Source organism: Mycobacterium sp. EPa45 (assembly GCF_001021385.1).
Taxonomy (GTDB): Bacteria; Actinomycetota; Actinomycetes; order Mycobacteriales; family Mycobacteriaceae; genus Mycobacterium.
This window is the reverse complement of record NZ_CP011773.1, coordinates 3,896,526-3,918,374: the sequence shown is the minus strand read 5'-3', so window position 1 is coordinate 3,918,374 and position 21,849 is coordinate 3,896,526. Positions and strand designations below refer to the sequence as shown.

Genomic DNA, 21,849 nt, shown 5'->3' with positions numbered 1-21,849 from the left:
GCGTGCGGCCAACTCGATGAGAGGAGTCCCGTGATGGGAATGGAGCCAGCCGAACCGGTCGTCATCGACTGCGACGACTGTGCAGTCCGCGGCACGGGGTGCCGCGACTGTGTGGTGAGCGTTCTACTCGGTGTCCCCGAGACTTTGCTGGAAGACGAGCGGGCGGCGCTGGAGGTGCTCGCCGAGGCGGGCTTGGCGCCGAAATTGCGGCTGGTGCCGATCCACCGCGACGGCGGACGGGGGCTGGCGAGCTAATGTCCTGCTAGGTTGGTTGGCAGGTTGTGACTGGTGTGGCTTACGTCCCTGAGATTCTGCTGAGTTTCCGGCCCACGTTTGGACAACGTCGATGCCATTTCGTAACCTAAACGAGACCTAAGGCACTCGATGCAATAACGTCGACGGCACTTAAAGGAACGCAATCTTGAGCTTTGACCGCAGATACCTGACTAAACGCGTTCTTAAACGCCCTCTGGTTGGTGGGATTGCGAGTCTGGTCCTTCTGTCCGCCGTTATCTCCGGTGCCTCCCACGCCGACCCTGCTGAGGACGGCGTAGCCAAGCTGAATGAACTGTCACGACAGGCAGAACAACTCACCGAGTCGATGCATTCCGCTCAGCTTGATCTTGACCAGAAGCTCCGCGCCGAGAACGTTGCCGAGAAGAAGCACACCGACGACCTCGCCGCAGCTGACAGCGCAAAGGCCCAGCTGGCTACGTACCAGGGTGCGGTCGATAAATTTGCTGCCGCGGTCTACATGGGTGGCCGGACCGACGGCCTGAATGCCATCCTCACCGCCGAGTCGCCGCAAGGCCTGATCGACAAGATGGCCGTGCAGCGGGTGATGGCCACCGAGATGGCCGCCCAGATGCAGAGCTACCGCCGGCTGAACGACGAGTTGCATCGGGCGGAGGCCGAGTCGTCCAAGTCCGCGGCCGACGCCAAGACAGCCGCCGAGCAGGCCGCCGCGGTCCGCGCCGACCTGCAGCGCAAACAGTCGCAGCTGCAGGTGCAGATCGCGGTCGTGAAGTCGCGTTACCAAACGCTCACCCCGGATCAGCGCACCGCGCTGGCTGCTCCCGGACCGCCTCCGCCGGCCGAGATCCTCGCCGCGCCGGCGCCTGAAGGCCTGCCGCCGCTGAACGACGTGCCGCCGCCCGACGCGCTTCCCCCGGCGCCGGATGCCGCCCAGGTGACCCCAATGGCCGCCGTTCCGACGCCCGGTCCCGGTGGCGAGCAGGGTGCCGTTGCCGTGCAGGCCGCTCTCACCCGGATCGGCGACCCCTACGTGTGGGGCGGTTCGGGTCCGAACCAGTTCGACTGCTCCGGCCTGGTGATGTGGGCCTTCCAGCAGGCCGGCATCTTCCTGCCGCACTCGAGCCAGGCCCTGGCCCACGGCGGCCAGCCCGTCTCGCTGGACCAGATGCAGCCCGGGGACGTGGTGAACTACTACTCCGACGCCTCGCACTCCGCGATCTACATCGGCGACGGGATGATGGTCCACGCTTCGACGTTCGGCCGGCCGGTGATGATCTCTCCGGTCAACAACGCCCCGATCTACAACGTCCGTCGCTACTGACCCACCGCGACGGCGCGCACTGGCCGCTGTCCTCACGGTCGTCCTGATCGCCGAACTTCTCGGTGGCTCGGCGGTGATCGCCGCTCCGTCCGCGCCTGCACCATCGCCCCGCTCCGTCGTTCCCGCGCCGGCCCCGCTTGTCGTCGACGGCCGCACCGTGCGACTGATCAGCCTCGGGGGCGAGACCACCGATGGCCTGCTCACCCGGATCGCCAGGGATGTCGGCGATGCCGTGGCCGCGGTCGACAAGTTCTGGGGCACCGACTGGGACCGCGAGATCGTCATCATCGCCACCGGCTCCCAGCAGGAGTTCCTCGCCCAGGCCGGCCTCGACCCGAACCGGCAGTGGCAAGACATCGCGGCGGTTTCGGTGGCCGACCACGTCGACCTCGCCCGCCGACGCGCCACCGGACAGCGGATGGTGTTCGCCCCCGGTGCCGCCGCCATGGGCGATCAGGCCCTGCGCATCGTCTTGACCCACGAGCTGTTCCACCTCGCCGCCCGCGCCGACACCGCCCTCGACGCACCCCGCTGGCTGGTCGAGGGAGTGGCCGACTTCGTGGCCCGCCCGGCTACGCCGCTGGGGCCGGGGGCCGCCGCCGACACGGCCCTGCCCACCGACGCCGACCTGGACGCCGCCGGACCGCAGCGCGTGCGCGGCTACGACCGGGCCTGGTGGTTCGCCCGGTTCGTCGCCGACACGTACGGCGTCGACGCGTTGCGCCGGCTCTACGTCGAGGCCTGCGGAGCCGGCCACGGCGACTTCGAGACGGCCGTGCATCGTGCGCTGAACACCGACACCGCCGGGCTACGTGCGCGCTGGGCGCAGTGGCTGACCGGCTAGCGTGTACGGCGATGACGCGAGTCCTGCTCGTCACCAATGACTTTCCGCCCCGCCGGGGCGGCATCCAGTCCTACCTGGAGCAGTTCGTCGGGCGCCTCGCACACAGCGGCGAACATCAGCTCACCGTCTACGCCCCGAAGTGGAAGGGCGCGCACGACTACGACCAGGCGGCCGGATACCGCATCGTGCGGCACCCCGGCACGTTGATGCTGCCCGAGCCCGGCGTGGACCGCCGGATGCGCGAGCTGATCGGCGAGCACGGCATCGAAACGGTGTGGTTCGGCGCCGCCGCGCCGCTGGCGCTGCTGGCCGGCCGCGCCCGCGGCGCCGGGGCCCGCCGCGTGCTGGCCAGCACCCATGGCCACGAAGTGGGGTGGTCGATGCTGCCGATCGCCCGCTCGGCGCTGCGCCGGATCGGCGACACGACCGACGTCGTGACGTTCGTCAGTCACTACACCCGCGGACGGTTCGCCTCCGCGTTCGGCCCCGGCGCGGTGCTCGAGCACCTGCCGCCCGGCGTCGACGCCGACCGATTCCATCCCGACCCGGGCGCCCGAGCCGACCTGCGCCGCCGTTACGGCCTTGGCGACCGGCCGACCGTGGTGTGCGTATCGCGGCTCGTTCCCCGCAAGGGCCAGGACATGCTCATCAAGGCGCTACCCGGCATCCGACGCCGGGTGCCCGATGCCGCGCTGGTGATCGTCGGCAACGGGCCGTACGCCGACGATCTGCACAAGCTGGCCGGCCAGGTCGGAGTCACCGACGATGTCGTGTTCACCGGTGGAGTGCCCAGCGCCGAGTTGCCGGCTCACTACGCAATGGCGGATGTGTTCGCAATGCCTTGCCGCACAAGGGGTTCGGGTTTGGACGTGGAAGGACTCGGCATCGTGTTCCTGGAGGCTTCGGCCGCCGGTGTGCCGGTGGTCGCCGGCGACTCCGGCGGTGCCCCCGAGACGGTGAAGAACGGCGAAACCGGCCGCGTGGTCGACGGGCGTTCGGTCGAGGAGATCACCGACGCGGTGTCGGGCATCCTCGCCGATCCGGACCTCGGCGCACGGATGGGGGAGGCCGGCCGGCGGTGGGTCGAGGCGGACTGGAGCTGGGCGACGCACACCGCGCGGCTCGCGGAGCTGCTGGCCTGAGCTGCGGCTCAGTGATTTCACGGGTTGGTTGGCTACCCTCGCCACGTGCTGGCCGGCCCCGATCTCGTCCAACGCAGCGGCCAGTCGCAGTCGGTGCGCGAACGGCTGGCGTCGCTGACCGGCCTGCGTGCCATGGCCGCACTCATGGTGGTCGGCACCCACGCGGCGTTCGCGACCGGCAAGCTCAGCCACGGTTACCTCGGGTTGGTGGCGGCGCGGCTGGAGATCGGGGTTTCGATCTTCTTCGCGCTGTCGGGCTTTCTGCTGTTCCGTCCCTGGGTGGTCGCCGCCGCCGACGGCGCGGCCGCGCCGTCGACGCGAGCCTTCGCGCAGCGGCGGCTGCGCCGGGTGATGCCCGCCTACGTGATCACGGTGCTGCTCGCCTACGGCGTCTACTCCTTCTATTCGACCGGCCCCAACCCCGGCCAGAGCTGGTCGGGCCTGATCCGCCACCTCACGCTGACCCAGATCTACACCGACAACTACCTGCTGACCTACCTGCACCGGGGGCTGTCGCAGACCTGGAGTCTGGCCGTCGAGGCGGCGTTCTATGCCGCGCTGCCACTGCTGGCCCATCTGCTGCTGGTGATGCTGTGCGGCGGGCGGTGGCGGCCGGCGCGATTGCTGGCCGGCTTGGCGGGGCTGGCCGCGATCAGCCCGCTGTGGCTGATCGCGCTGAACGCAGGCGATTGGCTGCCCAACTCGGCCGGGATGTGGCTGCCGGCACAGCTGGCGGCGTTCGCCGGCGGGATGGCGTTGGCGGTCCTGCAGGTGATGGGGGTGCGTTGTCCGGCGGTATTGGTCATGGCCGCCGCCGTGGCGCTCTACCTGCTGGTGTCCGCGCCATGGGCGGGTGCGGTCACGAGGACACTGCTCTACGCCGTGATCGCGATGCTGGTGGTGGCGGCCCCGACCCTGGCCGTGGGCGGGCCGTTCGACCGGCTGCTCAACAGCAGGCCGATGGTGTGGCTCGGCGAGATCTCCTACGAGATCTTCCTGGTGCACGTGCTGGTGATGGCGGTCGTGGTCGGCGCGCTGGGCTGGCCGTTGTTCACCGGCTCGCTGGCCGGTCTGTACCTGCTGACCCTCGGCGCCACGGTCCCGTTGGCCTGGTTGCTGAAGCGGCTCACCGGAGCGCGGCTAGGTGCCGGGGCAGCCTGCCCACGCTGAGGAATTCCAGTCCGGATGCGCCTGCATGTTCTCCGCGCACCACTGCGCGCCCTCTTCGGTCGTGCTCTTCCACTCGTAGGCACGTTGATCTTTGAGCGCCTGCTGGCCTTGCGGGCTGGCCGCGGAGTTGCCGGGCTTACCGGCCGACGCGACCGCCTGGTTGCAGTTCAGGAACAGCAGCATGGTGTTGTTCACGGGCTGGAAGCTGTCGCCCTTGACCCACGGCGCCTTCTGCGACCGGGTGACAACGCATTTGTCGGTGGGGAGGTCGGAGCCGACCCGGCCGCCGACGACGACGGTCATGCCCGCGCCGCTCAACGCGCTGGCAGCGTGGCCGTAGGTCTCACCGGCGTAAGAGTCGGCGGATGCGGCTGCGCACCCGAACACCGACGCCGCCAACACGCCGACGGCACCAGCCACGACAAACCTACTTCGCATAGATCGCTCCGATCTCGTCAGCAAACTTCTGGGCCACTATATTGCGCTTGACCTTCAAGGTCGGGGTCAATTCGCCGGTCTGAACGGTGAAATCGCACGGCAAGATCCGGAACTTGCGGATCGATTCGGCATGGGAGACATGCCGATTGGCGTCTTTGACGGCCAACTCGACTTCGGCCACCAGATCCGGATCCTCCCGCAGGTCGCCCACCGAGGCGTCCGCGGGCTTGCCGTGCTGGCTCTTCCACCCCTCGAATGCCTCGGGGTCGATGGCGATCAGCGCGCCGATGAAGGGCTGGTTGTCGCCGACGGCCATCGCCTGGCTGATCAGGGGATGGGCGCGCAGGGCGTCCTCGAGCACGGCGGGGGCGACGTTCTTGCCGCCCGCGGTGACGATGATTTCCTTCTTGCGGCCGGTGATCGACACGAAACCGTCGGCGTCCACGCTGCCCAGATCGCCGGTGTGAAACCACCCGTCGACGATCGCTTCGCCCGTCGCCTTGTCGTTGCGCCAATAACCGCCGAATACGACGCCACCCTTGACCAGCAGCTCGCCGTCCTCGGCGACCGCCATGCTGTTGCCCGGCACCAACTTTCCGACGGTGCCGACCCGGAGTTCACCGATCCGGTTCACGGTGATCGCCGCGCTGGTCTCGGTCAACCCATAGCCCTCGTAGATCGACAGCCCGGCGCCCCGGTAAAAGTGGCCGAGTCGCTTACCCAGCGGCGCGCCGCCCGAAATCGCGGCGTGGCAGTCACCGCCGAGGGCGGCCCGCAGCTTGCCGTACACCAGCCGGTCGAACACGGCGTGGCCGAGCTTCAGCAGCAGGTTGGGCCCGCCGCTTTCCAACGCCTCGCTGTAGGCGATCGCGGTCTTGACAGCCAGCTCGAAGATCGGGCCCCTGCCGCTATTGCGAGCGTTCAATTCGGCTGTGTTGTAGACCTTTTCGAATACTCGGGGCACCGAAACCACGATGGTGGGTTTGAAGGCCTGCAGCATCGGCACCAGGTTCTTGATGTCGCTGGTGTAGCCGAGGGTCACCTTGTTGGCGAACGCGGTCATCGACAGCGCGCGGGCCAGCACATGCGCCAACGGCAAGAAGACCAGCAGCCGCTCGTGCTGGCGCAGCAATGTCGGGAAACAAGCTGTGGTACCGCGGGTTTCGGATAGCAGATTGGCGTGGGTGAGCTGCACACCCTTGGGCCGACCGGTGGTGCCCGAGGTGTAGATCAGGGTCGCGGGGTCGGTCGACCGCAGCGCGGCCAGCCGGCGTTCCAGCTCGGCAACGTCTACTCCGGCGGCGGCCTCGGCCAGCTCGTCGAGCGCGGTGGGGCCCGAGGACTCGATCCGCAGTGCCCTGCGCAGGTCCGGCAGCGCGTCGTGGAGCTCTTTGACCATCTGCGCGTGCGCGTCGGTCTCGGTGAACACCAGCACGGCCCCGGAATCTTCCAGCACCCACCGGACCTGGTCGGACGAGGAGGTCTCGTAGATGGGCACGGTCACACCGCCGACCGAGAGAATTGCGTAGTCGAGGATCACCCACTCGTAGCGGGTCGCCGACAGGATCGCCACCCGGTCACCGGCCTGCACACCTTCGGCGATCAATCCCAGCGCCGCCGAGCGGATCTGGGCGGCGACCTCGGCACACGTCACGTCGGTCCAGCCGCCGTCCACCAGCCGCTGGACGATGACGTAACCCGGATCGGTGCGCTCGTGGTCATACACCGAGCTGACGACATTGTCGTGCTCACCGATGGCGAACGACGCCGGAACGCTGTACTCACGCATGTGACCAGCCTAGTCACCGGCGGGCGGTCGACCGACCCGCGGACCCGGTATGTGAAGCTGTTGGCATGAACAGCATCCAGGTCGCCGACGAAACGTTTGTCGCGGCCGATCCGGCGGCAGTCGGGCGCACGGTCGCGGACCGCGCGAACTGGCTGCGATGGTGGCCGGATCTGCGGCTCGAGGTCGTCGAGGACCGCGCCGACAAGGGCGTGCGCTGGACCGTGACGGGCCCGCTGACCGGCACCATGGAGATCTGGCTGGAGCCGGTGCTCGACGGCGTGCTGCTGCACTACTTTCTGCATACCGAGCCGTCCGGGGTCGCGGCCTGGCAGCTGGCGAAGATGAACCTCGCCAAACTGACGCATCAGCGTCGGGTCGCCGGGAAACGGATGGCGTTCGAGGTGAAATCCACGCTGGAGGCGTCCCGCCCGGTGGGCGTCGCGCCCGGCACCTGATATCAGGTCAGACCCTCGGGCGGGAGGGTACCTTTGTGGCCGAGGGAGCGGACCCCCTTTTCGGGTCGCGCAGCGCAAGCGATGGGAATTGGCAATAGTGGCGGACAAGACGGCGCAGACGATCTACATCGACGCGGATCCCCGCACTGTGATGGACGTCATCGCCGATATCGGGTCGTACCCGCAGTGGGTCTCCGAATACAAGGAGACCGAGGTCATCGAATCCGACGATGCCGGCTACCCGCTGACCGCCCGGCTGGTGCTGGACGCCGCCGTGCTCAAAGACACGATGGTGCTGTCCTACGAGTGGCCGACTGACCGCAAATCGGTGCGCTGGTCGCTGGTTTCAAGCTCGTTATTGCGGGCACTCGATGGCGCATATACGTTGCGACCCAAAGGTTCTGGAACCGATGTCACTTATGAGCTGTCCGTGGATCTGATGATTCCCATGATCGGGCTGCTCAAGCGCAAGGCCGAGCGGCGACTGACCGACACCGCGCTCAAGGACCTGAAGAAACGGGTCGAGGGCTGAGTTGACTGGTCGGGCCCGGATCAGTTTCTTCGTCGGCAAAGGCGGCGTCGGCAAGTCGACGCTGGCCGCGGCGACAGCGGTCCGTGCCGCGCTGGCCGGTGAGCGGGTGCTGGCGGTGTCCACCGATCAGGCCCATTCGCTCGGCGACGTGTTCGGTGTCGCGGTCCCGCCGACCGGTGGTCGAGAGCCGGTGCGGATCCTCGCCGAGGAGGGCACCGACGACACCGCGGGCGGCCATCTCGACGCACTCGCCCTGGACACCCTGGCACTGCTGGAGGCCCGATGGCGCGCGATCGCGCCGGTGCTGGCCGCCAGGTTCCCTGAATCTGAACTCAAAGATGTTGCCCCGGAGGAACTTTCCGCACTGCCGGGAATTCAGGAGGTGCTCGGGCTGGCCGAGGTCGCCGGGCTGGCCGACTCCGGCCGGTGGGATTACGTGGTCGTCGACTGCGCCTCGACCGCCGACGCCATGCGGATGCTGACCCTGCCGGCCACGTTCGCGATGTACGTCGAGCGGGCCTGGCCCCGGCATCGCCGGCTCAGTGCCGCCGTCGACGGCGCGCACGCCGCGGCCACCGTGGCCGTCGTCGAGGGCATCAGCGGAGCCGTCGAAAGGCTGTCCGCACTGCTCACCGACGCCGAGCGAGTCAGTGCCCACCTGGTGCTCACCGCCGAACGGGTGGTGGCCGCCGAGGCCGTCCGGACCCTGGGTTCGCTAGCGCTGATGGGCGTGCAGGTTGCCGAGCTGATCGTCAATCAGGTTCTGCTGCAGGATGATTCGTATGAGTACCGCAACCTGCCGGACCATCCGGCGTTCGGCTGGTATGCCGAGCGGATCTCCGAACAGCAATCGGTGCTCGACGAGCTCACCGCCGCGATCGGTGACGTGCAGTTGGTACTGGCACCGCACCTGGCCGGCGAGCCGATCGGCCCCAAAGCGCTCGGACACTTGCTCGACAGTGTCCGCAGGCGGGGTGCCTCGGCGCCGCCTGGACCGCTGAAGCCCGTGGTGGACCGCGAATCGGGCTCAGGACTCGAAGCCATCTACCGGATGCGACTAGAGTTGCCGCAAATCGATCCGGGCACTTTGACACTGGGCCGGGTCGATGACGACCTGATCATCGGCGCCGCAGGGATGCGGCGCCGGGTACGACTGGCCTCAGTTCTGCGGCGCTGCATCGTGGTGGATGCGGCACTGCGCGGGACCGAGCTGACCGTGCGTTTTCGACCCAACCCGGAGGTGTGGCCCGCGTGAACGGCCCGCATCCCGATCTCGGGCCCGAACTGCGCGCGCTGGCCCAGGCGATCCTGGACCGGCTCGACCCCGCCGTACGGGCCGGGGCCGCGATGGCAGCCGGCGGCGGCCAGGGCAAGTGCCAGCAGGTCTGGTGCCCGGTGTGCGCGCTGGCCGCGCTGGTCAACGGCGAACAGCATCCGCTGCTGACAGTGGTGGCCGAGCACAGCGTGGCGCTGGTGACGATGATCCGGACGATCGTCGCCGAGGACGGCTCGGTGCCACCACCCGGGCCGGACGGCACACCCACGAATCCGCCAGATCCGGATCCGCCGGAACGCCCGGCCGGCCGCTACCAACACATACCGGTCAGCGTCGAGGACTGAGCTGTGGTAGCCGCAGGCCGGCCTGGGTACAGTTGCACCAAAGCGCGTGACTGATCGGGAGGCTCCATGTGGTACTGGTTGTTCAAGTACATCTTCATGGGCCCGTTGTTGTCTCTACTGGGTAGGCCGAAAGTCGAAGGGCTGGAACATGTTCCAACGAACGGCCCGGCGATCTTGGCCAGCAACCACCTTGCGGTGGCCGACAGCTTCTACCTCCCGCTGGTGGTCCGCCGGCGGATCACCTTCCTGGCCAAGTCCGAATACTTCACCGGCACCGGCATCAAGGGCTGGTTCACCCGGTGGTTCTACACGGCCGCCGGCCAGGTCCCGATCGACCGCACCGATGCCGATGCCGCACAGGCGGCGCTGACCACCGCCGAGCGGTTGCTGTCTCAGGGCAAGCTGATGGGGATGTATCCCGAGGGCACTCGCTCACCCGACGGCCGGCTGTACAAGGGCAAGACCGGGCTGGCCCGGCTGGCGCTGGAAACCCAGGTGCCGGTGATTCCGGTCGCGATGATCGGAACCGACGTCGTGAACCCGCCGGGATCCAAGATGTGGCGCTTCGGCCGCGTGACGGTGCGCTTCGGCAAGCCGATGGACTTCTCCCGTTTCGACGGGCTGGCCGGCAACCGCTTCATCGAGCGGGCGGTCATCGACGAGGTCATGTACGAGCTGATGGAACTGTCCGGCCAGGAATACGTCGACATCTACGCCGCGACGCTTAAGAACAGCGAGGAACCCGTGGACCCTAAGCGGGGTGGACCAGGTGAGCCACCGGCGCGGATCCCGGAGACCGCCGCAGGTTAGCGACGGGCGTGATCACCGTCAGCCCAGCGACGACGATCACGGCCAGGGCCCACCAGACGTACGACATCCCCAGCAGCTGGCGCCACCACGACGCGGTCTCCTCGTGATGCTGGGGCAGCAGCTCCAGCGGGATCCACACCATCAGCGCCACGCCGACGGCGGTCACCAGGCCGAGGGCGATGTTGCGCCGCCGGTAGGCGGTCACGGCGGCAGTGATGACCGTCGGCAGCGCCCATACCCAGTGGTGTGACCAGGAGACCGGCGAGACCACCAGCCCGAACAGGGCCACACACATCAGCGCCAGCGTCGGCTCCTCGGCGGACAACAGCCGCCGGACCGCCCAGATGGTCAGGGCCAGGACCGCGAAGCAGGCCAGCGTCCACAGGGCGAAGTGGGTGCTCTTGTCCAGCCCCAGCCGAGCCAGCGCGCCCGCGATGTTCTGGTTGGTGTTCAGCGCCGCGCTGCCGATGCGGTCGGTGTGCCGGATCGTCGTGGTCCAGTACTCCAGCGAATCCCGCCAGGCAAGCGCGCAGCCCAGCAGGCTGGCTCCCACAAACGTGCCGGCCGCGGTCAGTGCGGCGCGGCCGTCCCGGCGCAGCACGAAGTACAGCAGGAACACCGCCGGGGTCAGCTTCAGCGCGATCGCCACGCCGAGCAGCATCCCGCGCGGCCACGGGGTGCGCCGCGGCACACAATCCGCGATCACCAGCGTCATCAGCACGACGTTGACCTGGCCGAACGCAAAGTTGGCGTCGATCGGTTCGAGGTACATCACGGCCAGCGCGACGATGGCCGCCGACAGCCAGGCCCGGCGAAGCCACGCCGGCTCGCGGGTCAGCGTCGACTCGGGCCATACCGCCAGGCGGGTCAGCACGATCCAGGTGGACACCAGTACCAGCACCAGGGTGATCGCCGTGATGATCACGCTGGCCGCTGACAGCGACACCAAGGCGAACGGGCTGAACACGATCGCGGCCAGCGGGGGATAGGTGAACGGCAGGCCCAGCCCGACCGTGGTGCGGAACGTCGCGTCGCCGGAATACAGCGACTGACCGTGCAACCACGCCTGGCCGCCCATCCGGTAGACCTCGATGTCGATGCGGTACGGAATGTGCCCGAACAGCAACCAGCCGGCGTAGACCAGCAGCGCGATGATCGCGACCTGCGAAACTCGCCACCCGGCGACCAGCCAGGGCCGCGTCGCACTGCCCACGTCGCTACTCATCTCGCAAACCAGACTATCGGGGCGCTGCGACGTGCCGGCGCGTATGTTCCCTCCCGTGTCCTACCACCTGCACTTCGACGTCGTCGCCCCCGGGCGCGTGCCGCTGATGTGGTGCCTGATCGCGTTCATCCTCACGTTCTTCGTGACCCGCACGATCGTCCGCTACATCCGGCACAACGCCGGCAACGATGGCCCGCGCAAATGGTGGCAGCCGCGCAACATCTCCGGCCACGGCGGCTTGCACATCCACCACGCCGTGTTCGGCGTCGTCCTGGTGATGGTCTCCGGAGTCGCAATGGTGACGATGGCGACCGAAGGTGGAACTGGTGAATTCACAGCTGCCGCAATAGTTTTCGGTATCGGCGCCGCGCTGGTTCTCGATGAGTTCGCGCTCATCCTGCATCTGGAGGACGTCTATTGGGCCGAGGATGGCCGGGCGTCGGTTGACGCGGTGTTCGCCGCGATCGCCGTCGCGGGGCTGCTGGTCATGGGCTTCAACCCGCTGTCGTTCTTCGACATCGGGATCTGGCGAGCCGACGATACGGTCGGCGCCCGCACGCTCGTCGTCGTGCTCGCGGCAGCCACGCTGGCGCTGGCGGTGGTGGTGCTGCTCAAGGGCAAGGTGTGGACCGGCCTGGTCGGGATGTTCATCACGCCGCTGCTGTTCATCGGCGCGATCCGGCTATCCCGCCCGCACGCACCCTGGGCGCGTTGGTTCTACCAGGACCGCCCGCGAAAAATGCACCGCTCGCTGGAGCGGGAGCGCTACATGCGCCGCCCGGTGGTGCAGGCCAAGCTGTGGCTGCAGCACATCATCGCCGGTGAGCCGAGCTTCCCCGCCGATGCCGAGGTGGACGCCGAGCTCGACAAGGAGATTCACGCCGCCCCAGCGCCGCCGCACCGCGTCGAGGCGAAGGGATAGGGTGCGGCCGGTGCGGTTCTTCTACGACACGGAGTTCATCGACAACGGCCGGATCATCGATCTGATCTCCATCGGGGTGGTAGCGGAGGACGGTCGCGAGTACTACGCGATCTCCACCGAGTTCGACCCGGAATCCGCAGGTAAATGGGTCCGCACCAACGTACTGCCGAAGCTACCGAGCCCATCATCGAAGCTGTGGCGATCGCGCCGGCAGATCCGGGAGGACCTGGAGGAGTTCCTCGGCATCGACGGCGACGAGCCGATCGAGCTGTGGGCCTGGGTGGCCGCGTATGACCACGTCGCGCTGTGTCAGCTGTGGGGCCCGATGACCAGCCTGCCGCCGCAGATCCCGCGGTTCACCCGCGAGTTGCGCCAGTTCTGGGAGGACCGGGGCAGCCCCCGCATGCCACCGCGACCCCACGACACCCACGATGCCCTGGTCGACGCCCGCCACAACCTGCGCCGGTACGTGTTGATGACCACCGGAGTCGACGTCGGGGTGACGCCCGTCAGCCGGTAAATGGGCATGCGCGACCCGGTTACCATGGACGGGTGAATTGGACCGTTGACGTACCGATCGAGCAGCTGCCGTCCCTGCCGCCGCTCCCCGCTGACCTGCGCGGACGGCTCGATGCGGCACTGACGAAGCCGGCGGTGCAGCAGCCCAGTTGGGATCCCGAGCAGGCCGCCGCGATGCGGACCGTACTGGAGAGCGTGCCGCCGGTCACGGTGCCCTCGGAGATCGAGAAGCTGAAGTCGCAGCTGGCCGATGTGGCCCTCGGCAAGGCGTTTCTGCTGCAGGGCGGCGACTGCGCCGAGACCTTCGTCGACAACACCGAGCCGCATATCCGTGCCAACATTCGCACGCTGCTGCAGATGGCGGTGGTGCTGACGTACGGCGCCAGCATGCCGGTGGTCAAGGTGGCCCGCATTGCCGGCCAGTACGCCAAACCGCGCTCCTCGGACACCGACGCGCTGGGGCTGAAGTCCTACCGCGGCGACATGGTGAACGGTTTCGCCCCCGATGCGGCGGTGCGCGAACACGATCCGTCGCGCCTGGTCCGCGCCTACGCCAACGCCAGCGCCGCGATGAACCTGGTGCGGGCGCTGACGTCGTCGGGATTGGCGTCACTGCACGCCGTGCACGATTGGAACCGCGAGTTCGTCCGGACCTCACCGGCGGGTGCCCGCTACGAGGCGCTGGCCGGCGAGATCGACCGTGGCCTGCGCTTCATGACGGCCTGCGGGGTCAATGACCGCAACCTGGACACCGCCGACATCTACGCCAGCCATGAGGCGCTGGTGCTGGACTACGAGCGGGCCATGCTGCGGATGGACATCGGAGATCCAGCGGCTGATGGGCCGCCGAAGCTCTACGACCTGTCGGCGCACTACGTCTGGATCGGGGAGCGCACCCGCCAGCTCGACGGCGCCCACGTGGCGTTCGCCGAGGTGATCGCCAACCCGATCGGCGTCAAGATCGGCCCGACCACCTCGCCGGAACTGGCGGTGGAATACGTGGAGCGGCTCGACCCGAACAACGAGCCCGGCCGGCTCACACTGGTCAGCCGGATGGGCAACCACAAGGTTCGCGATGTGCTGCCCCCGATCATCGAGAAGGTGCAGGCCTCAGGCCACCAGGTGATCTGGCAGTGTGACCCGATGCACGGCAACACCCACGAGTCCTCGACGGGTTACAAGACCCGCCACTTCGACCGCATCGTCGACGAAGTGCAGGGCTTCTTCGAGGTGCATCGTGCGCTGGGCACCCATCCGGGCGGCATGCACGTCGAGATCACCGGTGAGAACGTCACCGAATGTCTTGGCGGCGCACAGGATATCTCGGATACCGACCTGGCCGGCCGCTACGAGACCGCTTGCGATCCGCGACTGAACACCCAGCAGTCACTGGAGCTGGCGTTCCTGGTAGCGGAGATGCTGCGCGACTAGTTCGACGGGCCGGCCCCGGTAGCTGATGTACTTGTCCGGCCTGATCACGAATGCGCTGGGCTCCGTGACCCCGTACTGACGGTGTGCCGATCTGGTCGGATCCCAAAGGGCCGCAGGGTGATCGGCGAGGCGCTCGGTGCTCACCACGCGCGCCGTGACCAGCCCGGGGTGGTCCTGCTCGAGCTGTTCGGCCAGGCGGCACAACTCGACAGCCGGCCGGGCGTCGTCATCGACGCCGGTGAACAGCAGCACGGTGTGATGGGTGCCGCGGAACACGTCGTATAGGCGTCCTGGGTGGCCGTCGATCAGGATGTCGGCCTCGCGGGCCCGGTCGCCCGGGGCTGGAGCGCCGTGCCACCCGGAGCCGTCCTCGGCATTCAGCGGGCTGTCCGGGTAGTGCAGACGCAGTTGAGCCAACATGCCGATGAAGCGCCTGCGCACCCAGTCGCGAGTGAGCACCCGGCCTGCCAGTACGGGCGCCACCCGGCCACGGGCCAAGCGCGCCAAGGGATTCTGGCCGCCGAAGACCGAGAACAATCGATCCGTGGTCTTGAGGAGTTGGGCGCCGATCGGATGGCGCTCGGCGTCGTAGGTGTCTACCAGAGACTCGTCGGCGAGTCCCCGCAGCACGAAGGCCAGTTTCCAGCCCAGGTTGTAGGCGTCCTGGATTCCGGTGTTCATGCCCTGTGCGCCCGCCGGGCTGTGGACGTGGGCGGCGTCGCCGACGAGCAGTATCCGGCCATCGCGGTAGCGCGGCACGGTGCGACTGTGCACCCGGTAACGGGTGACCCAGAACTCCCTGACCACGGTGGCGGGGAACGGGACTCGCTCGTCGACCATGGCCTGGAACTCGTCGTGCGTCGGCTCGCTGTACTCGGCACTGGGTCCTTCGGACTGGGGCGGGAAGTTGCCGAAGATGCGATAGCGGTTGGTGCCCGGCATCGAAAAGGCCGCGAAAATGCCAGCCGGACTGGGGAATCCGTAGAGTCCGCCGTGCGGTAGCTTCCAGTCGAGTTCGGCGTCGGCCATGATGAACTCGTCGCGGTAGGTGTCACCGGAGAACGGGATGCCGCTGGCCTTGCGCACCGCGCTGTGCGCGCCGTCGCAGCCGACCACCCATTGGCACCGCACCGATTCGGTCGAGCCGTCGGCGCGGCGCAACGACGCGATCGCCGTGTCGCCGTCCTGGACGAGGTCGGTGAGTGCGACGCCGCGTTCGATCGAGATGCCGTGGGAGGTCAGCAGGTCGGTGAGAATGCGCTCGGTGTCGTGCTGAGAGAGCGTGCGCGGCCCGGGGTAGGTGGTGTGGTTCTGCGGCCCGGCCAGCTGACCCGCGAAGTCGAGGTTCATCGTCTTGTCCGCGAACACGATTGTCAGCTCCGACGCCGAGGTCCCCGCCGCGACGGCCTGCTCGATCACGCCGAGATCGTCGAAGATCTCGAGGGTTCGCGGCTGGACGACGAGCGCTCGGGAGGTGGTCGCCGGTTCCGGCGCCCGATCGATGATCCGGGCGGTGACGCCGTGGCGGGCCAGTTCATTGGCCAGCAGCAGTCCGGTCGGACCCGCGCCGACTATCAGGACGCCGAGATCGGATGCGCTCATGTCCATCACCTCACAATTCATCGCAGGATGAATTGAGTATCACTACGGATGTAGTGCATGTCAAGGGTGCTAGATCAGGCCCTGCAGATTGCTGCCCAGCGCCCAGCCGGCCGCGGCCATTGCGCCCGTGAGGAGCACGACGATCAGCGTCCAGAACATCAGTGTCCGCCTGGCGCGCTGCCGCTCCCAGATGAACTCACCGATGTCGATACCGGCGAATTGGCTTGCCAGCTCGGGGATTTCGTCATTATCGATGACGGGCTGCCAGTCCTGCGGGTCGCGGATGAGCTGGCGGGTGGGATTTTTGACCGGGGCGGGAGGTGGGGCGGGTGCGGCTGCCCGGTGCCCGGCCGCCGGCCGGCTGTGCACGGCCGTTGCCGCGGCGTGCTGCGCGGAATTCTGCGGGGCGGGCACCCGGAACCTCGGTAGTGCCAGCTCCACGGCGATCGCATCCAGGCCCTTGGCCATCTCCGCGGCGTCGGCGAACCGCGCATCGGGGTTGCGGGCCGTCGCGCGGGCGATGAACTCGTCCAACTGGGGCGGCACCCCGGTGATCGCCGCGCTGGGCGGCGGGACGTCGTGATCCATCCGCTGATAGGCCACGGTCAGCGGATTGTCACCTGTGAAAGGTGTTGTACCGGTGATCAATTCGTAGGCCAGCACGCCGACGGCGTAGACATCGCTGCGGGCGTCGGAGGAACCGGTGCTGACCTGCTCGGGGGACAGGTAGGCCGCGGTCCCCAGGATCACGCTCGTCGAGGTGATCCCGGCCTCGGCCACCGCGCGGACCAACCCGAAGTCGACGAGCTTGACCTCGCCGTCGTCGGAGATCAGCACGTTCTCCGGTTTCACGTCGCGGTGCACCAGTCCGGCGCGATGCGCGGTGGCCAGCCCGCCCAGCACCGGGCGCAGCACCGCCGCCGCGGCGTGGGGGGGCATCGGGCCACGCTCGCGCAGTAACTCGCGCAGGGTGCCCCCCTCGATCAGCTCCATGACGAGGAAAGGTGGCTCCTGGCTCGATCCACCGCCACCCTGGTCGTAGACCGCAACGAGGCCGGGATCCTTCAGTCGGGCGACCGCGCGGGCCTCGCGCTGGAAGCGGGTCAAGAACTGGCTGTCACCGGCGTAGCGCGCGTCCATCACCTTCAGCGCGACCGGCCGGTCCAGGCGTACGTCCAACCCGCGGTACACGGTGGACATGCCGCCGGTTGCGATCTTGGCGTCGACGCGGTACCGGCCTTCCAGCAACACGCCGTTGAGTGGGTCCGACGTCACCGACACATGGTATGCCGCGATGAAGGAGTTCTAGACTAGGCCGGTGAGCAGCATTCCTGCCGGCGAAGACGTATTGGATCCCGACGAACCCGTGTACGACCTGCCTGCGGTCGCCGAGATGTTGGGAGTCCCGGTGACCAAGGTGCACCAGCATTTGCGCGAAGGGCACCTCGTCGCAGTCAAACGCGGCGGCGTCCCGATGATCCCGAAAGCCTTTCTCACCGCACACGGCGAGGTGGTCAAGAGTCTGCCCGGCCTGCTGGCGGTGCTGCGCGACGGCGGCTACCGCGACACCGAGATCCTGCGCTGGCTGTTCACCGCCGACCCGTCATTGACGATCACCCGCGATGGGGCGCGCGAGGCGATCAGCAACGCCCGCCCGGTTGATGCGCTGCATGCTCACCAGGCTCGTGAGGTGGTTCGGCGCGCGCAGGCGATGGCCTACTGACCTTCAGCGAGTACCAGGCCGCCAGTGCGCAGGCGGTGGCCAGCAGTACGTGGATCCACGAGTACATGCCGTGTGAGCCGTCTGGCTTGAAGATCACCATGATCCACGTCGAGAACCCGGCGATCAGTGCGATCGCCGCGCGAGACTGCGCCAGCGCCGACAGGACCGCGAGCGGCCAGGTGTAGTACCACGGCAGTGCGGCGGGAACGAACAGCACCACCACCAGCATCGCCCACGCGATGCCCGTCAGCGCTTCGCGATCGTCGTGCCGAAACCGCCACCACAGCAAGGGAAGTGACACGGCAATGATCGCGATCCCGACGATCCGGGTGACGTCGAGCACCGCATAGAAGTTCACCGGCATGAAGAGTCCGCCGATCGCGTTGGTGAGGTTCGCGATGGCGGTCGGAATCGTCAGCCAGTTGATGATCTTCACCGAGCCGGCCAGTGCCGTGAGCCAGCCCAGTCCCACCCCCGCGACCCAGGACAACACGGCGAACACCGCGACGAAGATTGCCACCGAAGCCGCCGCTGCGGTCGCGAAAGCCCTTGCCGCACCTATCTTCTGCGCGCGTAAATGTCTCATCCACACCCACACCATGAACGGCAGCGCCAGCACCGCGGTGGCCTTGACCGCGACGGCCACGGCGATCAACGCCGCTCCCGCAGCGTGGTGGCGGGCGAACGTCAACGCGATGCCGGCCATCATCAGCCCGACCATCAGCATCTCGTTGTGCACGCCGCCCATCAGATGGATGATCACCAGCGGATTGAGCGCGCAGATCCACAGTGCCACCGCGCCGTTCGCGCCGATGTGGCGGGCCACCCTGGGTGCCGCCCAGATCAGCATTGCCAGCCCGGGGAGCATGCACAGCCGCAGCAGCATCGTGCCTGCCACCACGTGGTCACCGACCAGGCTGGTGACGAACCGGGCGACCAGGATGAACGCCGGCCCATAGGGTGCGGTGGTGGTGGTCCATATCGGACTCACGTTGTCCAGCAACGAATTCTGGTTCTCCACCGGACCCACGGCGTACGGGTCTAGACCGTCGCGCAGCAGCGCGCCCTGGGCCAGATACGAGTAGGTGTCGCGACTGAACAGCGGAACGCTCAACAGCAGGGGAGCCAGCCAGAACCCGGCGGTCGCGATCATCGTGAACTCGCTGACCCCGGCGTCGTCCGAGCTCGATTCATCCCCGGGTCGCTGCGCTCCTGCCCTCTGTACCCGCCGGCCCACCCACAGCCATGCCACCAGCATCAGCACAACGCCGACCCACAGCAGCACCGACGACACCACCAGGCCATGACCGAACCGCAACCAGGACAGGTGCATCGACTCGAGGAGAGGGTCGTGCTGACGGGTGCTGCCCGCACCCAGTCCGCCGAGCGTGAGCAGGATCGCGCCGAGGAAACCGAGCAGGGCCGGGCGGCCCTCGTCGGCGGCGGTGAACGCTGCCAGGCGCGTGAGGCCGGCCCGGCTGGTCGATGTGGTTGGTGTGGTGGCGGACATGGGCCTAGGCGGACCGGTTGGCGGCCAATCTGGCGAGTTCGGTCAGACCGGCCTTCGCCGGCGCGTTGATCGGCGCGCTCTCCAGCAGGCTCAGCGCGCGGTTGGTGAGCAGTTCGATGCGGCCTTCGACCGCGGCCAGCGCGCCGACCGACTCGATCACGTCGCAGAGCTGACGCACGGCGGCGTCGGACAAGTCGGTGCCGATCCCGGAGCGCAGCCGGTTCGCCGCGGCCGGATCCGAGGTGGTGGCCCGCTGTACGGCCTCGGCCAGCAGCACGGTGCGCTTGCCGGAGCGCAGGTCGTCGCCGGAGGGCTTACCGGTCACCGCGGGATCGCCGAACACACCGAGGACGTCGTCGCGCAGCTGGAACGCGACACCGAGGTCGGTGCCCAGTTCGTAGAAGATGCGCTGCACTTCGGGCCGGTCGGCGCCGGCCGCGGCGCCCAGCTGCAGCGGCCGGGAGATCGTGTAGGAGGCGGTCTTGTAGGTGTTGACGTTCATCGCCGACTCGATCGACTCCGCGCCGCTGGACTCGTTGACGATGTCCAGGTACTGACCGCCGAGCACCTCGGTGCGGATGTCCGACCACACCTGCCGGACGCGGCGCCGGCCTTCGGCGTCCAGGTCCGCCGCGGCGACGATGTCGTCGGCCCACACCAGTGAGAGGTCACCGAGCAGGATTGCCGCGGACCGGCCGAACTGCTCGGACGAGCCGCTCCAGCCGCCACCGCGGTGCAGGTCGGTGAAGTGGACGTGGACCGTCGGCCAGCCGCGCCGGGTCGCCGAATCGTCGATGACGTCGTCGTGGACCAACGCGCAGGCATGCAGCAGCTCGAGGGCCGAGAACAACAGGAACATGTCGTCGTCGACCGGCAGATCGGGGTCGGCGGTCACCGCGCGATAGCCCCAGTAGGCGAAGGCGGGCCGCACCCGTTTGCCGCCGCGCAGCACGAAGTCCTCGAGGGCCGCGATGAGCCCGTCGTAGTCGGCGCCGATGTAGGCGGCCTCGGCCCGGCGGCCGGCCAGGTACTTCCGAAGTTGATCGGTGACGGCGCCGGCCAGCTGGACGGCAGACGGAGCTGCTTCGACGCTCAGCGCAGCGCCCCTTTCTGTGTACGGCCCGCCGTGAAAAGTCCGGGTGCAACCAGAGTAGAACGTCAGCTAGCCGTCGGCCTGATCGGAGCTGGCGAACCGCGGCGAGCGATCCCGGCTGACCCAGGCCAGGCTGCCGACGACGCCGCACACCACCAGGGCGCCGAGGCCGAGCCAGAGCGCCGCACCGGTGAATGACCTGGTACTGGGATCGGTGTAGCGGGCCTGAGCGCTCATCGTCGAGACCACGCCAGGCTTGAGTTTCCACTCGACGACGTCGGTGTCGAGGCGGTCGCCGTTGGTCGAGGTGACCTCGCCGGGGAAGGAAACCGTCAGCGAAACGTCAGCGTCGCTGTCGGTGACGCTGGTCAGGTCGACCCGGCCCTCGAGGATCACCAGATTCCCGGCCCGGCGCAGCGAGATGTCCACCCCGGCGGCCTCACGGTTGAGGTTCGCCAGCTGCGGGACCTCGGAGAAGCTCAGGTTCGAGAACACCGCCTCGGAGCCGACGAAGTCGTCCGAAGAGTACTTCGACACCGAGATCTTCTGGCTGAACGGCACATTGAGGTCGAACTGCGGCCCCTGGTCGTCCGAGTCGCGGGCTTTCGCCGCGGCGATGATCTGCCCGGAGACCTGGTCGTCGGCCGACACCGTGATCGAGGCGTGCACCCGCACGCAGCCGACCGCCAGGGGCGCGACAAGGAGCAGCAACAACGCCAGGGCCCGCAATCGCAGGCGGCGGGATCGGTCGCGCACGTGGGTATCGTGCCAGATTCGCGCTAGAGCGGGAGGCTGCGGCCCAGAATGGCGAACGCCCGGGGGTCGCCGGCGAAGTGGTAGCCGCGGATGACGTCGGTGAAGCCGAGCCGCCGATACAGCCGCCAGGCGCGGTTGGACTCGCCGATGATCTCCGGGGTGGACAGCAGCACGTGGGACTCGCCGCGGTCGGCCAGCAGCCGTCGGGCCAGCGCCTCGCCCAGTCCGCGCCCCTGAGCGCTCGGGTGGATGTGCAGCTCGGTCAGCTCGAAGTAACTGCTGGTCAGTCGGCTGATCTCCGCGGCGGGCACGCCGATTCGGTGCAGCCCCGAGACCACCTGTTGCTGCCACCACTGGTCCGGAGCCCCGCAGTAGCCGTAGGCGATACCGAGCAGCGGAGCGCCCTCCAACTGTGCGGAGCCGGCTGACTCGCCGGCGGCGGAGTCGGTTTCGACCGCGGCGACGGCTTTCCAGCCCCGTCTGCGGGTGTGCTCGAGCCACATCGCCGCGCGCTGCCCCTCGGTGCCGCGCGGGTAGCGCATCGCGTCGACATACACGCTCAGAGCGTCGTGAAGCCGCTGCGCCATGTCGGAAGGCGACAGATCGATGAGGAAAGTCGCCAACGCCTCGATGCCCTTCTTGTCTCGCGGATCGGTCCGGGTCTGCATGGCCATTATCGGTGCAGTCTCGGC

At 68.1% G+C, this 21,849-nt stretch carries 23 protein-coding genes; 14 read left to right on the top strand and 9 right to left on the bottom strand.

The annotated features are described in order from the left end of the window. Positions 1–33: 33 nt before the first annotated feature. The 5 genes from AB431_RS18770 to AB431_RS18750 all read left to right on the top strand — a co-directional run bounded on the left by AB431_RS18770 (position 34) and on the right by AB431_RS18750 (position 4,732). Complete coding sequence (locus AB431_RS18770; RefSeq protein ID WP_144418304.1) at positions 34–255, top strand: hypothetical protein; 222 nt, start codon at positions 34–36, stop codon at positions 253–255. Between the two features lie 166 nt (positions 256–421). Continuing rightward, a complete protein-coding gene (gene ripC / locus AB431_RS18765) occupies positions 422–1,576 on the top strand; it encodes a peptidoglycan hydrolase RipC (protein WP_047331205.1) in 1,155 nt (384 codons plus the stop codon). Between the two features lie 76 nt (positions 1,577–1,652). After that, the gene (locus AB431_RS18760) at positions 1,653–2,420 is read left to right on the top strand and encodes a hypothetical protein (RefSeq protein WP_047333572.1); all 768 of its coding nucleotides are present in this window, start codon (positions 1,653–1,655) and stop codon (positions 2,418–2,420) included. A gap of 11 nt (positions 2,421–2,431) precedes the next feature. Then, positions 2,432–3,562 carry a glycosyltransferase family 4 protein gene (locus AB431_RS18755; RefSeq protein WP_047331204.1) on the top strand — a complete coding sequence of 377 codons (1,131 nt, stop codon included), beginning with the start codon at positions 2,432–2,434 and terminating at the stop codon, positions 3,560–3,562. A gap of 45 nt (positions 3,563–3,607) precedes the next feature. Next, positions 3,608–4,732: an acyltransferase gene (locus AB431_RS18750; RefSeq protein ID WP_047331203.1), complete on the top strand. Its 1,125-nt coding sequence runs from the start codon at positions 3,608–3,610 to the stop codon at positions 4,730–4,732. On the opposite strand, the gene AB431_RS18745 is transcribed toward AB431_RS18750, so the two are convergent. Continuing rightward, on the bottom strand, positions 4,703–5,152 hold the full coding sequence (locus AB431_RS18745) for a hypothetical protein (protein WP_200902657.1): 450 nt from the start codon (positions 5,150–5,152) through the stop codon (positions 4,703–4,705). The genes AB431_RS18750 and AB431_RS18745 overlap by 30 nt on opposite strands. Before the next feature lie 7 nt (positions 5,153–5,159). Continuing rightward, a complete protein-coding gene (locus AB431_RS18740; RefSeq protein ID WP_047331202.1) occupies positions 5,160–6,959 on the bottom strand; it encodes a long-chain fatty acid--CoA ligase in 1,800 nt (599 codons plus the stop codon). A 65-nt stretch (positions 6,960–7,024) separates the two neighbouring features. Here AB431_RS18740 and AB431_RS18735 point away from each other — a divergent pair, with 65 nt between their 5' ends. From AB431_RS18735 to AB431_RS18715, 5 genes are all read left to right on the top strand, one after another. Further along, positions 7,025–7,414: a polyketide cyclase / dehydrase and lipid transport gene (locus AB431_RS18735; protein ID WP_047331201.1), complete on the top strand. Its 390-nt coding sequence runs from the start codon at positions 7,025–7,027 to the stop codon at positions 7,412–7,414. A gap of 97 nt (positions 7,415–7,511) precedes the next feature. Further along, positions 7,512–7,946 (top strand): SRPBCC family protein, encoded by a 435-nt coding sequence (locus AB431_RS18730; RefSeq protein WP_047331200.1) that lies wholly within the window; start codon positions 7,512–7,514, stop codon positions 7,944–7,946. A 1-nt stretch (position 7,947) separates the two neighbouring features. Beyond that, positions 7,948–9,201, top strand: a complete 1,254-nt coding sequence (locus tag AB431_RS18725) for an ArsA family ATPase (protein WP_047331199.1) — start codon at positions 7,948–7,950, stop codon at positions 9,199–9,201. After that, positions 9,198–9,566, top strand: coding sequence for a hypothetical protein (locus AB431_RS18720; RefSeq protein ID WP_047333570.1), 369 nt, complete (start codon positions 9,198–9,200; stop codon positions 9,564–9,566). The genes AB431_RS18725 and AB431_RS18720 overlap by 4 nt, the downstream gene beginning before the upstream one ends. A 66-nt stretch (positions 9,567–9,632) precedes the next feature. Next, positions 9,633–10,376: a 1-acyl-sn-glycerol-3-phosphate acyltransferase gene (locus tag AB431_RS18715; RefSeq protein WP_047331198.1), complete on the top strand. Its 744-nt coding sequence runs from the start codon at positions 9,633–9,635 to the stop codon at positions 10,374–10,376. On the opposite strand, the gene AB431_RS18710 is transcribed toward AB431_RS18715, so the two are convergent. Next, the gene (locus tag AB431_RS18710) at positions 10,318–11,601 is read right to left on the bottom strand and encodes a glycosyltransferase 87 family protein (protein WP_047331197.1); all 1,284 of its coding nucleotides are present in this window, start codon (positions 11,599–11,601) and stop codon (positions 10,318–10,320) included. The two genes, AB431_RS18715 and AB431_RS18710, sit on opposite strands and share 59 nt — an antisense overlap. A 106-nt stretch (positions 11,602–11,707) precedes the next feature. On the opposite strand from AB431_RS18710, the gene AB431_RS18705 reads away from it, so the two are divergent. From AB431_RS18705 to AB431_RS18695, 3 genes are read left to right on the top strand one after another with little or no spacing between them, the layout of a single operon-like run. Next, on the top strand, positions 11,708–12,523 hold the full coding sequence (locus AB431_RS18705; RefSeq protein WP_235435947.1) for a hypothetical protein: 816 nt from the start codon (positions 11,708–11,710) through the stop codon (positions 12,521–12,523). A 10-nt stretch (positions 12,524–12,533) separates the two neighbouring features. Further along, the gene (locus AB431_RS18700; protein WP_047333569.1) at positions 12,534–13,043 is read left to right on the top strand and encodes a polyadenylate-specific 3'-exoribonuclease AS; all 510 of its coding nucleotides are present in this window, start codon (positions 12,534–12,536) and stop codon (positions 13,041–13,043) included. Between the two features lie 32 nt (positions 13,044–13,075). Continuing rightward, positions 13,076–14,473 (top strand): class II 3-deoxy-7-phosphoheptulonate synthase, encoded by a 1,398-nt coding sequence (locus AB431_RS18695; protein WP_047331195.1) that lies wholly within the window; start codon positions 13,076–13,078, stop codon positions 14,471–14,473. Here the strand turns inward: AB431_RS18695 and AB431_RS18690 are convergent. Both AB431_RS18690 and AB431_RS18685 read right to left on the bottom strand, forming a co-directional pair. Then, positions 14,429–16,075 carry an FAD-dependent monooxygenase gene (locus AB431_RS18690; protein WP_047333568.1) on the bottom strand — a complete coding sequence of 549 codons (1,647 nt, stop codon included), beginning with the start codon at positions 16,073–16,075 and terminating at the stop codon, positions 14,429–14,431. The genes AB431_RS18695 and AB431_RS18690 overlap by 45 nt on opposite strands. A 69-nt stretch (positions 16,076–16,144) precedes the next feature. Continuing rightward, positions 16,145–17,356 carry a protein kinase gene (locus AB431_RS18685; protein WP_047331194.1) on the bottom strand — a complete coding sequence of 404 codons (1,212 nt, stop codon included), beginning with the start codon at positions 17,354–17,356 and terminating at the stop codon, positions 16,145–16,147. Between the two features lie 37 nt (positions 17,357–17,393). Between AB431_RS18685 and AB431_RS18680 the strand changes: the two genes are divergently transcribed. Next, a complete protein-coding gene (locus AB431_RS18680) occupies positions 17,394–17,798 on the top strand; it encodes an Rv2175c family DNA-binding protein (protein WP_047331193.1) in 405 nt (134 codons plus the stop codon). Here AB431_RS18680 and AB431_RS18675 read toward each other — a convergent pair. The 4 genes from AB431_RS18675 to AB431_RS18660 form a co-directional block, all read right to left on the bottom strand. After that, positions 17,716–19,308 (bottom strand): alpha-(1->6)-mannopyranosyltransferase A, encoded by a 1,593-nt coding sequence (locus AB431_RS18675; protein ID WP_047331192.1) that lies wholly within the window; start codon positions 19,306–19,308, stop codon positions 17,716–17,718. The genes AB431_RS18680 and AB431_RS18675 overlap by 83 nt on opposite strands. A gap of 4 nt (positions 19,309–19,312) precedes the next feature. Continuing rightward, positions 19,313–20,371, bottom strand: coding sequence for a bifunctional (2E,6E)-farnesyl/geranyl diphosphate synthase (gene idsA2, locus AB431_RS18670; RefSeq protein WP_082135732.1), 1,059 nt, complete (start codon positions 20,369–20,371; stop codon positions 19,313–19,315). A 99-nt stretch (positions 20,372–20,470) separates the two neighbouring features. Next, complete coding sequence (locus AB431_RS18665; protein WP_082135731.1) at positions 20,471–21,157, bottom strand: DUF3153 domain-containing protein; 687 nt, start codon at positions 21,155–21,157, stop codon at positions 20,471–20,473. A gap of 23 nt (positions 21,158–21,180) precedes the next feature. Then, positions 21,181–21,780 carry an N-acetyltransferase gene (locus tag AB431_RS18660; protein ID WP_047333566.1) on the bottom strand — a complete coding sequence of 200 codons (600 nt, stop codon included), beginning with the start codon at positions 21,778–21,780 and terminating at the stop codon, positions 21,181–21,183. Between the last annotated feature and the right edge of the window lie 69 nt (positions 21,781–21,849).